The 12,039-nt window shown below is 52.6% G+C and carries 12 protein-coding genes; 6 read left to right on the forward strand and 6 right to left on the reverse strand.

All coding sequences use genetic code 11. From position 1 onward, the window contains the following. Positions 1 to 8 precede the first annotated feature (8 nt). From IEY39_RS02130 to IEY39_RS02140, 3 genes are read right to left on the reverse strand one after another with little or no spacing between them, the layout of a single operon-like run. On the reverse strand, positions 9 to 716 hold the full coding sequence (locus IEY39_RS02130; RefSeq protein ID WP_188928032.1) for a DNA alkylation repair protein: 708 nt from the start codon (positions 714 to 716) through the stop codon (positions 9 to 11). 20 nt (positions 717 to 736) lie between these two features. Further along, the gene (locus IEY39_RS02135; protein WP_188928035.1) at positions 737 to 1,339 is read right to left on the reverse strand and encodes a short chain dehydrogenase; all 603 of its coding nucleotides are present in this window, start codon (positions 1,337 to 1,339) and stop codon (positions 737 to 739) included. Between the two features lie 58 nt (positions 1,340 to 1,397). After that, complete coding sequence (locus IEY39_RS02140) at positions 1,398 to 2,270, reverse strand: helix-turn-helix transcriptional regulator (protein WP_188928037.1); 873 nt, start codon at positions 2,268 to 2,270, stop codon at positions 1,398 to 1,400. Between the two features lie 29 nt (positions 2,271 to 2,299). Here IEY39_RS02140 and IEY39_RS02145 point away from each other — a divergent pair, with 29 nt between their 5' ends. Together IEY39_RS02145 and IEY39_RS02150 are read left to right on the forward strand one after the other, a co-directional pair. Next, positions 2,300 to 2,641, forward strand: a complete 342-nt coding sequence (locus IEY39_RS02145) for a PadR family transcriptional regulator (protein WP_229688731.1) — start codon at positions 2,300 to 2,302, stop codon at positions 2,639 to 2,641. Continuing rightward, entirely contained in the window at positions 2,642 to 3,160 is a 519-nt protein-coding gene (locus IEY39_RS02150) for a hypothetical protein (RefSeq protein WP_188928041.1), read from the forward strand. On the opposite strand, the gene IEY39_RS02155 is transcribed toward IEY39_RS02150, so the two are convergent. Then, positions 3,050 to 3,661: an alpha/beta fold hydrolase gene (locus tag IEY39_RS02155; RefSeq protein WP_188928043.1), complete on the reverse strand. Its 612-nt coding sequence runs from the start codon at positions 3,659 to 3,661 to the stop codon at positions 3,050 to 3,052. The two genes, IEY39_RS02150 and IEY39_RS02155, sit on opposite strands and share 111 nt — an antisense overlap. A 149-nt stretch (positions 3,662 to 3,810) precedes the next feature. On the opposite strand from IEY39_RS02155, the gene IEY39_RS02160 reads away from it, so the two are divergent. Together IEY39_RS02160 and IEY39_RS02165 are read left to right on the forward strand one after the other, a co-directional pair. Continuing rightward, positions 3,811 to 4,323 (forward strand): RNA polymerase sigma factor, encoded by a 513-nt coding sequence (locus IEY39_RS02160; RefSeq protein ID WP_229688732.1) that lies wholly within the window; start codon positions 3,811 to 3,813, stop codon positions 4,321 to 4,323. Continuing rightward, positions 4,310 to 4,975, forward strand: coding sequence for a hypothetical protein (locus tag IEY39_RS02165; RefSeq protein ID WP_188928045.1), 666 nt, complete (start codon positions 4,310 to 4,312; stop codon positions 4,973 to 4,975). The genes IEY39_RS02160 and IEY39_RS02165 overlap by 14 nt, the downstream gene beginning before the upstream one ends. Here the strand turns inward: IEY39_RS02165 and IEY39_RS02170 are convergent. Together IEY39_RS02170 and IEY39_RS02175 are read right to left on the reverse strand one after the other, a co-directional pair. Then, complete coding sequence (locus IEY39_RS02170) at positions 4,962 to 8,258, reverse strand: AsmA family protein (protein ID WP_188928047.1); 3,297 nt, start codon at positions 8,256 to 8,258, stop codon at positions 4,962 to 4,964. The genes IEY39_RS02165 and IEY39_RS02170 overlap by 14 nt on opposite strands. 104 nt (positions 8,259 to 8,362) lie before the next feature. Further along, positions 8,363 to 9,922, reverse strand: a complete 1,560-nt coding sequence (locus tag IEY39_RS02175) for a M81 family metallopeptidase (RefSeq protein WP_188928049.1) — start codon at positions 9,920 to 9,922, stop codon at positions 8,363 to 8,365. Between the two features lie 107 nt (positions 9,923 to 10,029). On the opposite strand from IEY39_RS02175, the gene IEY39_RS02180 reads away from it, so the two are divergent. Together IEY39_RS02180 and IEY39_RS02185 are read left to right on the forward strand one after the other, a co-directional pair. Next, positions 10,030 to 11,427, forward strand: coding sequence for a DUF5723 family protein (locus IEY39_RS02180; RefSeq protein WP_188928051.1), 1,398 nt, complete (start codon positions 10,030 to 10,032; stop codon positions 11,425 to 11,427). A gap of 4 nt (positions 11,428 to 11,431) precedes the next feature. Continuing rightward, a complete protein-coding gene (locus IEY39_RS02185) occupies positions 11,432 to 11,971 on the forward strand; it encodes a YceI family protein (RefSeq protein ID WP_188928053.1) in 540 nt (179 codons plus the stop codon). Positions 11,972 to 12,039: the final 68 nt, after the last annotated feature.

Below are 12,039 nucleotides of genomic sequence, written 5' to 3' on the forward strand. Positions count from 1 at the left end.
GCGGCCGGTCAGCATTTGACCATTTTCTTCTTCTTGCCCAGCGAGCCGCGGGCTTCTATCTTACCGATATATTCCTTTGCATCGGGAACCTTGCAGCAGGTTCCGTTCATGTCCACTGTTACTTCGCCGATCTTACCCGCGGTGGCGATGGCCTCCTTTGTCAGCGGGGTCACGTAAGCGCCAACACTGATGATAAAGTTATTCATGACATAGCGCACACGGTTGGGGGCGGTGTGGATGGTTTTGGCCACCCGGGAAACAAGGTTTTTCAATGCAGGCAGATCAAGGTCTTTGTCCGCCTTCAACGAAACCCAGCATCCCAGTGTCCCCCAGCCCGCGGCGGCGATGTGTTCTTCCTTTGCATCGATCCATTCCAGTGCCAATGCATAACCATGCGGACTGCCGGCGGCCACCCAGGGAACGGTGTAGTCGCAGATATTATGCGAGAGCGCTTGTTCGACCCAGGTCTGCAGGTCTTTTTTGGTCATCTTCTCATCATCGGCGATGAGCCCTGCAAGGTACATGGCGTCGGCATTGCCCGTTGCATAAAGGTCTTTGGCTAACTGGTAATCCTTTTTTATCTTCTTCTGGATGGGCTTCATATCCGCGATCCGGACGCCGAAAAGCGGTTCCCGGACACCATGCTTTTGCAGGATGCTTTTTATTTTCGGGTCGCCGAGCGACTTCAACTCGGTCATGATAGCAGCAACTGTCATGTTATAAATATACTAAATTATCATGGCCAGACCTTGATGATCTTGCCGTTCACCGCTCCTTCAACGCTTAGCACGTAGCCGTTGACCACCCGCTGCATGGGTACTGCATTATAACCGGGGAACAGATGTCCATATCGTTCGAGGGAGTCTTCCACCAGGCCGGGGCTCACCGCGTTGATGCGTTTGTCCTTTTTCAATTCCTGCGCCGCCCCTAGCACAAAACTGTCGATCGCGCCGTTGATCATGGCCACACAGGTTCCGTTGCGGGCCGGTTGTTCGGATGCGATGCCGGAAGTAAGCGTAAAGGAGCCGCCTTCGGTGAGGTAGTCCTTTCCGATGAGCACGATGTTCACCTGTCCTAGCAGCTTCCCCCGGACACCATTGTTCATATGTTCTTCCGTCATCGTGTCGAAGTCGCCATAATAGCCAGTTCCAGCCGTGCAGATGCAGGCATCGACGGTCTGCAGCTTTTTGAACAGGCTTTCGATAGCCGTGGCGGAGGTGATATCTACCCGGGCTTCCCCGCTGTAGCGGCCGGCAATAATGATGTCATGCCGGGGGGACAGCGCCGCGGCTACTTTCTTTCCGATGGTGCCCTGACCACCGATGATCAAAATTCTCATTGCTTTTCTTTTCGACAAAGCTAGTTCTGCCGGCGGGAGTGGTGATAATGCAAAAAGCTCAATGCATTGCTTTTTCGGCTCGAAGCGATTGCGGGGTGGCGCCAAATGCTGCACGGAAGATGCGGATAAAATGGGAGACGCTTTCGAAACCGCAGGCGATGGCGATGTCCGATACCTTTTGATCGGTTTGTTCTAATAACAGTTGCGCATGCGCCAGCCGTTGCCGGTTGATCCATTGCCTGGGCGAGGCGCCATAATGACGCTGAAAATCCCGTTTGAAGGTAGCCAGGCTCCGGTTGGACAGGCTGGCCAGTTCGGCGAGGGTGATCGGTTGGAACAGGTAGTTGCGGACGATGAGTTCAAGATCAGCGGGCTCTTCGTCTATGGCCGACAGCAGAAAGCTACGGACAGCCTCCCGCTGGCTGGTGGCCAGCAATAACAGGAGTAGTTCGTGAAGCTTTCCGGTGAGCAACTGGTCCAGCCCCGGAAAAGATTTCCCGAAATAATGGAGATACTGTGTTTTAAAACTGTCCAGCAGCTCATTGGAAGGGATGACCACACAGGGGCAATTGGCTGCGGTGTCGGGCCGATGCCAGCGCTGCCCGAGAACGAATTGCCTGATCACTCCTGCCGGCAGGAAGACCATCATCGATTCAAACAACAATCCTTCTTCGATAAACTCCGCCATGGCATAGATGCCTCGCTTCAGCAGCACGACGCTACTGGGGGCTACGGTGACGGCCTGCCCGGGCAGGTGTAGGAATTTGGTGCCCTGCACGACAAACACCAGCAGATGTTCCGTCAGGAAAATGTTCTTTTTGGCCGGCTTGTTCTCCACTTTATGGCGGGCGAATATAGTGTTGCCCAGAACAAGCAGACCCGGGGCCGATGGATCAGCGGGTAGGGAAGAAAAACGGAGCAAAGTGTTCAATGCATTTGAATTTTATGTATATTCACCTTATGGTATATTCAACAGAGCTGCTCAAAGGTACGCTTAAAACCATCGTTCTAAAACTGCTTGCCGACAACAGAAGAATGTATGGTTATGAGATCACGCAGAAAGTGAAGGAGATAACCCAGGACAGGATCCAGATCACCGAAGGAGCGCTGTATCCGACGCTACATGCCCTGGAAGCGGATAAACTGGTGAAGACGGAAGTAGAATACATCGGCAAGCGGGTGCGGAAATATTATAGCCTGAGCCCGGCCGGTAAGGCCAAAACAAAGGAGAAGGTGAATGAGCTTGCTTCCTTTATCCAGACGATGACCCTTTTGCTGGACCTACAACCAAAACCGATGTAAATGGCAACCTTAACCGACGAACAGGTAAACTATATCGCGAACGATATTCGCGCGCACGGCATCCGGCTGGAGGGTTTGCAGGACAACCTCCTTGACCATATTTGTATCCTCGTCGAACAGGGGATGGGGGAGGGTGGGGAGTTCGCGCAATTGTATGCTGCCCTCATTCCCACCTTTTATAAAAAGGAGCTATACGAGCTGGAAGAAGAAGCCTTGTTCCTGGCTTCACTGAAGGGTCCGCGGTTGCTGCTTGGCCGGGGCAGGTTCTTTGCGGTGTTGATCGGGCTGTTTCTGTCGCCCTATCTTTTTTATGTGGTATTAGACCTGTTGCATGCGTTGCCCGTGGCTTATTATGCCCCGCCGAGGGTGCTGCTTCGGTGGACGTGCGTGGGTTGTGTCTGGCCCTTGCTAAGCCTGCTGGTGATCTGCTTTACGCCCGACCGTTTCGATCCGCTGGTGCCCCGTCATGCGAAGGTGCTGCTGGGTGGCGGGGCGCTGATCAGGGTTTGTCCCGGATGATCTCATCAGCGAAGAATGAAGGGCTTCATCGCCTCCCACACCGTCGAGGAATTCTCTCCAGCGTGCAGGTTCTGGCATGAGTTTGAGCCTGCGTGCAAAAAAGGCCGAGTCCGATCTCATCAGGTTTTCCGGAGTATAGTGGGAGTCTTTGGGGTGGTCTTCGCCATAATCACCTACCCCCATGGCGACCAGTCTTTTTACCAGTTCGGGATGAAGCGCAGCCAGTTCCAAACCTGCAAACCCGCCTTCGCTGAATCCCACGACCGTGACACTGTCTTTTGTGATGCTCCGAATCACTTTATAGGCATCTAAGGCCCGCCCGCGGTAGGAAAACGGCTCCGTGCCAATCTCGGATTTGCCATGACCCCGGGTGGCGATGCAGATCACCATGTAGTGTTCGGCCAGGCGGGGGATGAGGTATTCAAACTCATCGATATACCCATAGACGCCGCCATGGAGCATGACCAGCGGCTGTCCCTTGCCGTAGATCTGTTTTGTCACCAATTCGATACCAGTTATCTAATTATTTGATAACCATATTGTAAACAAATATCCCCACACAACGACCGTCCGCTTTTGTTACAGCTTTCGTCCGAAATTCTGCTTTTGCTGTGATTTTTTTCTTCTTCCGGCGTATCATTATCATGCACATGCACGAGGAAACCTATTTTTTAAACCAGATCGCCGCCAACAAGGGCATTATCCTGAAGATCAGCCATTCTTTTTGCCGGAACAAGGCCGACCGGGAAGACCTGGCCCAGGAGATCATATTCCGGCTGTGGAAAGGGCTGCCCCGGTATGATCCGGCCTGCTCTTTTTCCACCTGGATGTATAAGGTAGCCTTGAATGTGGCCATTTCCTACTACCGGAATGCGAAGAAGACCGTCACTACTATTCCTTTTACGCAGACGCTTGAGGACATGCAGGACCAGCTGGTTGCGGAAGCAGATTCCCCGATGTGGCTGCTGCAAAAACATGTCGCCGCCCTCAAAGAGCTGGACAAGGCGCTGATGCTGCTCTATTTCGAGGAAAAAAGCTACCGGGAGATAGCGGAGATCATGGGTATAACGGAAACGAACGTGGCCACCAAGGTGAGCCGGATAAAGGAAAAACTAAAACAAGCCATTTTAACCGATAAAAAAACAGCATATGGAAGATCTTGATATCAAACAATTGTGGAAGGAGTACGACCGGAAGCTGGAAGAAAGCCGGGTGCTCAATATGCAATCCTGGGCCTTGAACCTGCAAACTTTTGAATATTTTCAGCACCACCGGGTCAAGTCGAGACTGAGGCCGATGGCAGGTTTCAAAGGCAGGGCAGTATTCGCGGGCATCGTATGGGCGCTTTTCCTGGGCGCGCTGGCAGCCAGCAACCAGGGGAAAAATCTCTACTTCACCGTGTCCATAGTCATGATCCTGTCCTTTACGGTGCTCGCCATTGTGGTCTACCTGAAGCAGATGGCGCTGATCAGGCAGATCGACTATAGCGAAAATATCGTCGACACCCAGCAGAAGCTCACCGGGCTGCAGGCTTCGACCATCCGCGTCACCCGCATCTTATTCTTACAGACACCCTTTTATTCCACCTGGTTCTGGAGCAACCAGATGATCGCCGGTAACAGCCTGGACTTTTGGCTGATTGCCGTCCCCATTACGCTATTGCTGACCCTGCTGTCGGTATGGCTATACCGGAATATTTCCTTGCGGAATGCAGACAAAAAATGGTTACGGCTTTTATTTAACAGCGTGGAATGGACACCCATCATCAAGGCGATGGATTATCTCAAGGAAATTGAAGCATTCAGAGACCAGTAGACGATGCAGCCGGAACGGGGCCTAACCCCTCGCTCTTTTTAGCCTTGCCCAGAGCAACCTTGTAATTGTCCGGCGTGCCGGTGATCTTGAGGTTGATGAAATGCACCCGTTTGTCCTTATCCCGGTATTCGATGGCATCCACCTGGTCGGGGTTTACTTCTTCCCGCTTCTTGCCAAAAAGTTTGTGAAAACCTATCGATGTCACCAGTTTGAGGGGAACACGGATATAATACTCCATTTGCATGTTCAGGGACTGCCGGCCCGAGATCTCCATAAAGCCCAGGGAAGAGTTGATGTTCATATCGGGGATAAGGAGCGCGCCGTTTTTGAACGTGAGGGTATTACGAAGCGTGTCAAACCGTACTTTATTTAGATTCTTATCAATAAAATACGCGGACATGGCCTGCATGGGAGCAAAGTTCGCCAGGACGCCATTGAGAACCTCGATGTCCATCTGAGCCTGAGATTGATCGATCATCGGGGTGAAATCCGGGTGGACCAGGAAGGTGCTCTTGATCTGACCGCTGATGATACCTTTCACATTCTTGTTGATATACACGTCCTGTCCAAAATTATCCAGCTTCAACATCATCTTTTCGATGTCCATATCCTCTACACCAAGCGTGCTGTACAGGTAGATCTTTTTGGGGTCGGTGCCATCGATATGCGCCTGGGCAGTGAGTTTTCCGCCGGCCATCTCCGCGCTGAAGGCGTCCAGATAGACATCATTAGTGGCCGTGATACGCATCGTCGTGGAGATATTCTTTATTCCAAGGTTGTGGTAATTCAACGTGCCGATATTGACGCGGGCATTGAAGTCGACGAAGGGGATATTGAAGATATTAAAGGCATTCGCGTGGGCTGAGGTGGTGGTTGCTTTGGCTACGGCAGAGCCGGCTGAGGTGTCCGGTTGCATCATGGCTGCCGTTTCCTCTTCTTCCTGCTCGGCGGCAAGTGCATAATTGGTCAACTCGTCGACATCGAGCAGATCGGAGGAGAATCGCAGATAATTCTCTTTTGCCCGGCGGGCAGAGTCTTTCCCGGTGTACAGCCGCATGCTGATATTGAAATCGCTGTTTCCGATATTCCCATTCAGCGTATCGAGTTTTATATAATGATCCGCCCCGAATTTTATGTTGCCGTTGATGCTGTCCAGCCGGATGTTGTGGCTTTGCAGCGTACCGGAGATGTTGGCGATGCCGACGTTGGCAAACTGGAACACGGAATCATACCGCAGCTCCATCCTGCTCCGCAGCTTGATCCCGCGGCCGACTTCCTGCCGGAGGTCCTTTGGAAGATATCCAAGACCAGTCTTGCCCACCAGGTCACGCAAAGCCAGCCGCTGCGACCTCAGGTCGAAGGCTATAAGGGTCTTCCCTTTTTTCACTTTATTAAACCACAGCGGGTAATTGTTTATCTGCCCGTTGAAACGGATGTCGCTGCTGTCGATGTTGCCCGCAAAATTCCGCAGCGCCACGGTTGTGTCGTTGATGGTGAGATCGGCGCCGAAGTTCTTAAAGTCATGCGGATATTTGACAAACGATGCATAGAGATTGGCTATCGTGAGCTTTCCTTTGGGGATAGGTTTTGGGTGAAGGAGCTCCTGTACCGAAGTCTGCAACGCCAGGTCGATATTAAATCCATCGATCTGCTCTTCTTCCTCTGCTTTCCTGCTTTTGACCGTATCGAAAGACAACAGTTCTTTAAAGACGATCTTGTTGCTGTGGGCATTGAATGTCAGTTTCACCGGTTTTTCCTGGTGGTGGAAAAGCGCCGGCAGGTCGTCCAGCGATGCGCTGCAATGGAAATCCGAGCTACCTATCTTGCAGGCCAGGGAGTCCAGCTTTACAAAACCGTCCTTCATGTTGGCGTGGCAGTTGAGGTTTTCGACCGTATAGGCATAGGAAGGCGCCCGGAATGAAAGATTGCGAATCGTCAGTTCACTTTGAATGCCCTCTGTCAGCTCACTCATCTCCTTTTCAGGAAGGCTGAGATCGACCAGCTCTTTAAAATTCATTTTGAGGGTGATATGGCCGGAGAGGCGTTCGAGGTCCTTGATGCCGAGGAAGGCGCCGAAAAAGCCCAGCTCCAATTCGGAATTCACCTGCATGAGAATTTTTGGATCGGTAAAATCCCGCAGGACAAAATTGCCAGTGAATTTGCCCTTGTCCGGCTTTGCCGTCATATCGGTGAGCCGCAATTCGGACGTGCGCAGGGAGTGCTCGGCGCCGTTGGTATAAAAGCCTTTGAAGGATAAGGAGTCGAGTTTCTTATTCGCCTTGGTATTGTGCAGCCAGGCGTCCTTACAAGTGAAGGCAAGCGTGATCAGCGGTTGCTCACGGCCTTTTAGTTTCCCTTTTACCGCTCCGTCAAAGCTGAGAAGCCCGTCATAGCGAAAATGTTTCAATTCCTGCGCTACCGATGGAGGAGCAAAGGAGAACAATTGGTGGAAGTCCGGCTTGTCCCCGGTGATATGCAGATCGATGGTATTATCGTGGAGCATATCGACGGTACCCGTGAGGTTAAAGGCCGCATCCTCGAGTTTTATTTTGCCGACAGGCAGGCGCAGGAATTTTGCGTCCTGGTCATAGGACAGCTTGATATCAGCCTGCAGGTGTTTGTGCCGGAAGAGGGTGTCGCCGCCACGGTGCGTGTAGTCCGCCAGGAGCGCGCCTTTCAGGTCGGCATTGATCTTTCCGTCCTCATCCCTGAGGGCGGCCTGTATCCGATCGATATTCGCGGTCAGGTGCTTATCGCCGGATGAGTCGGACCAGGAGATGCGCATGTTCTTCAGCACGAACTTTTTTATATCGAGATCGAGCGCTTTTCCGGCAGTCGTTGTTTTTGTGGCGGTGTCGGGGGCGATCTTGACCGCTTCCACGATGTTGAGCTCACCGTTTTTTTCCTCTACGAGGTCGAGATGGCCGTTCTTCAGCAGGAGTGCCTTTACATGATATTGCTGTTTGAGGATATCGGGCAGGCTAAAACCGACATACATGCTTTCGGCTTCATAAATGGGTTTATCCGTCAGCACCTTGTCGGGCAGAAGTTTTACGTCCTGCAGACCGATGGAGATATAGGGAAAATTTTGAAAAACGGAGATATCGCTGCCGCCGACGACCAGTTCGCCCGGCAGCTTCTTGTTCAATTCGGTTACGGCCAGGTGTACGAGGCGTTGTTGCTGGGAAAGGAGGATGCCTACAGCAATACCGACCAGGACAATAAGGATGAGGATCGGCAACAGTAAAAACCGGAAAAGCCTTTTGCGTATTTTCGGAGTCATAGGAAAAATCTTGACGATCGAAGGGTATTCAATTTAACGATCGATCGCAAGATAAAGTATCCGTAACAAAGAGGGATTTTCCCTTAGCGGTATGGTCTATAATGTTATGGTAATTTTAATTTATCCGAGGAAGGGACGAGGCGGGCGGAAAGGTCCGGTTCCCTGTCGATGCGGTCGAGGGGGATCATGGGCCGCTGGATGCGCTTATAGGGTAGACGGGACAGGTCCTGGTCGACACCGCCCGGGGTCAGCGCCATCAGCCAGGCGGCGCGCATGGCACACAGTTCGGGCTCGAGGTAGCCGATCTTGACCACGACGATGGCGGCTTTCCGGGGTTCGAGGCCGAGGCGGGTAAAGTCGATCTCTTTGTGATAGGGTTTTCGTTTTTGCGTGACAATGACATGGACGCTGCCTATGCGAATGACGGTCTCTACCTCGGCGTCCTTATCGCCATAGACGATGGACTCTACTGTCCCGATGAGGTGTACCGGCGGAGCATAGCGATGATCTACGGCAGCACCGGCATAGCCGTCGACTTGTCCACCCACTCCAGCCTTTATGGCTGCTTTTACCAGTTCTGCACCGGGGATGGAAGCATAGATAAGCGTGGGCCCATTGGCGGAGGTGAATTCAGGCCGGGCGAGGATCTGTCCGATCGTCCAGGTGACATCACCGGCTCCGCCGGCGGTTGGATTGTCGCCGCAGTCGCTGATAAAGAAAGGATGTTTATCACTTTTCACGGCGCTGTCCAGGCACTCTTTTAATGTGCCTGTCGGAGCGACAAAGACAAATTGCGATCGAACCCGCCAAAAACCCTGGGCTAAAGATTCGGCGGTGTGGGCCACCTTTTCCCTATCGTCGCCGGTGACCATGACCACTGCGTGATTGCGGGGTTCGTCAGCCCAGGCATAGCCGACCCAGATGGCTGCGTCGATGATGCCGCTTTGGGCTGCTGCGGGTGCAACAGCCTTATAGACCGATTTGCCCGGTTCGATGCGGGTGCTTGTTTTTTCCCCGGGTAACAGGATGGGAATGGGTATCCAGGCTTTGTAGGCCGGTTTGCCTTTGCCGCTTTCGATCCTTGCCAGGAGATTCTCTACGGCCCGGCGTTTGGTATCCATGGCATCTTCATGTGGCGCCATGCGGTAGCAGGTGATGAGATCTGTGTTTTCAGCCAGACGCCACGAGACGTTGCCATGCAGGTCCATCGAAGTAGAGATGATGGTTCCCTTTCCCACTACTTTCCGGATGCGGATGATAAAATCCCCTTCCGGATCATCCAGCCCGACAACGCTCATGGCGCCATGAATGTCGAAGAAGAGTCCGTCATAGGGGAGGTGTTTGCGTAACGAATCGAGGGTTTTGTTCACCAGCGACTCATAGGCGGCGCGGGTCACAGCGCCACCCGGCAGGGCGTGACCGGTGATGGTGGGTATCCAGGTGGCACGGTGCCGCAGGGATGAGTCGGGTGCGAGGAAGGGGTAGGTGTCGAATACGGTTGTCCCATATTGCGCATGAAAAGCCGCCTCTTCGGTAAGCGCTGGGGAAAAGGTACTTGATTCGATGGCCAGGCCGGCGATGGCGATGCGGGGTAAAGACCGTTGGGTGAAAGCCGCAAGGGGCTGCAAGGCAATGAAAAGGAAGAGGATGTGCGATATGTTCATAATTTTATTTGACCCGATCAATATAGGAAGATTTTTTCATAAGCCGGGGACCTGGCAACTCGTGGTTTTATTATTGCGTTGGATGTTATAGGAAAACAATGATAACCATGAGATCAACCATGACTCTCACGGCATTGACCGTAACGATTGTTTGCCTGTTGTCCATCCGGACCGCAGCACAATATGATATGGGCATCGTGGGAAGCAATTATTCCGGGATCAGGGGAACCCTGATCAATCCCGCTGCCGGAGCGAACCTGAAATTCAAATGGGATGTGAATGTATTGTCGGGTGACGTTCTTTTTAACAATACGTTTCTCTATGTTCCGAAGGGCGCCGTGCCGGCCTTTGGTTTCAAATCGATCATCAAGGGGATCATCAACAACGACAAATTCGCGACCTATTATGATCCCACCCAACCGGGAAAATTGTATCACGTTACGCTTTCGGCGGAGATCCTGGGCCCTTCCTTTCAGCTGGCGCTGCCCCACCGGCAATCTATCGGGTTTACTTTTGCCGACCGGCTGTCCGCCAATGTCCGCAACATCCCCGGAGCCACGGCGCAGAACGCTTTTGTCTACCTGAAGAGTCCCCCCCTGTGGGATACAACTTTCACCGACGGCAGCACAAAGGTGAATGGGGTCAACTGGCTGGAGTATGGGGTCCATTATGCCAAGGTGCTTTTTGACAATGGTACCGACCAGTGGAATGCGGGGATAACGGTCAAATACCTACAAGGCATCGCCGGCGCCTATATAAGAAACACCCATCTCGGCTATCGTATCGTAGACAGCACGCATCTCCTCTTTTCGGGTGGAGTCGACTATGGACGCACCGACTATGACTCTTACCGGCATGTCGGGGGTTTTGGTGGTGTCCATGGACATGGTTTCGGGCTGGATATCGGGGTACAATACATCCACGCCGATGATACGCGAAAGGAAGACGATTACCACTACAAGATCGGGCTCTCTCTACTGGATATAGGTTCAATAAATTTTGACCGGGAGGCAGCGGCCTTTCATCTGCAGACCGCCGGGGCCGATTTTTCCCAATGGGGACAGGCGCATTTTCATAGCAATATCGCGGTGGATAGGGCGCTGAGCGCGGTGTTCTACCATGGTGATTCCAGCCGGTCGCAGGTGGACAACGGATTCCGGATGGCATTGCCGGCTGCACTTAGTCTGCAGGCCGATTGGAAGTACATGGATCATTATTTTGTCAATCTTTCCATCGTCAAGGGCTTTGGGCAGGGCCAAGGAGCGGTGCAGCCCGATATCTATTCGATCGCCCCGCGGTATGAGAGCAAATGGTGGGATGTGAGTGTTCCCTTATCCTTGTTGTACTATGGCGTCTGGCGGCCCAGGATCGGACTGGCCGTCAGGGCGGGTTATGTCTTTTTTGGCGGAGATGCGCCCTGGACTCTCCTGGCATTAAGCCAGATGAAGGCCGTGGACTTTTATGTGGGCGTGCGGTATTTTGTTTTTAATAAGAAAGAAAAATGATCGTATGAAGCAGGTATTGGTCGCGCTGTTGCCGGTGATTGTTGCGGTCACCTTTCTTGCAACCGAGTGGAAGGCCGATGCGGCAAAAGCAAAGGTGGAATTCAGCGTAAAGGGGCTGTTCGGCAGGGCCCATGGACATTTTTCGGGGTTAAAGAGCACCATCCGGTTTGACGAACACGATCTGGCGGGCAGCTCGATCACAGCCAGCATCGATGCCAGCACGGTTGGCACGGGCATCGGGTTGCGCGATCATCACCTCCGCGAGGAGGAACAATTCCTGAATGTGAAGAAATATCCGGAGATCAGTTTCCACAGCAGAAAGATCGAGAAGACAGCCCAAGGTTTCAGCGCGGATGGCGAACTGACGATAAAAGGCATTTCGAAGCCTGTACAGATACCCTTCACGTTCACGCCTAATGGAAGCAACGCCGGTGTTTTCAAGGGCGAATTCAGCATCCGGCGAGAGGATTTTTCCATAGGCCAGTCTGGCGGCTCGATTGGGGATATGGTTACGATTACCCTGGAAATACCTGTTACCAAATAGGCCCCTGCAAATATTTTGCAAAGCGTGTTGACTATTGAGGGAATTAAGTATATTTATTGCAAATTAAT

Source organism: Puia dinghuensis, from assembly GCF_014642875.1.
GTDB classification, from domain to species: Bacteria; Bacteroidota; Bacteroidia; order Chitinophagales; family Chitinophagaceae; genus Puia; species Puia dinghuensis.